The organism is Streptococcus mitis, assembly GCF_905187535.1.
Taxonomy (GTDB): domain Bacteria; phylum Bacillota; class Bacilli; order Lactobacillales; family Streptococcaceae; genus Streptococcus; species Streptococcus mitis_BS.
This window is the reverse complement of record NZ_CAJJIE010000018.1, coordinates 1-412: the sequence shown is the minus strand read 5'-3', so window position 1 is coordinate 412 and position 412 is coordinate 1. Positions and strand designations below refer to the sequence as shown.

The 412-nt window shown below is 43.0% G+C and carries 1 protein-coding gene; it reads right to left on the bottom strand.

What is annotated here, in order from left to right:
* Positions 1-412, bottom strand: a 412-nt coding sequence (locus JQ841_RS03070; protein ID WP_203180096.1) for a PD-(D/E)XK nuclease family transposase, incomplete at both ends; no start/stop codon positions are given.

Genomic DNA, 412 nt, shown 5'->3' with positions numbered 1-412 from the left:
TTTCTTCAGCTTGTTCCAAGGCATAGTCCTGTGCTAACAAGGCTTGTTCTTCTCGCATACGTAGTTGACTAAACATTTTCCTGTCCTCCTCAGACCAGCTCTTATAGTCCAGCAGTTGGTCTGCTTGGCTGATAGCTCGCTCGGGTTGTTGGGTAAAGGGCTTATTGCCAAAAAACTCCAACCACGGTTTGCGAACCTTATCTTTGCTGGTTTCTCTGTATTTTTTTAGTTCTAAGAACGCCATCTTAACCAGATGGTTTTCTTGACCGTTGTTTGTGATTGTTAAAATCTCACCTGTCGTGTCCTCGCGCATACTAAAACTATGAAAAGCCAAATCATCTGAGAAGTAGTTGCTGTCCACAATAGCGATAGCATATACTGGTGCGATGTGTTTGTAACTCTGGTGAGTATT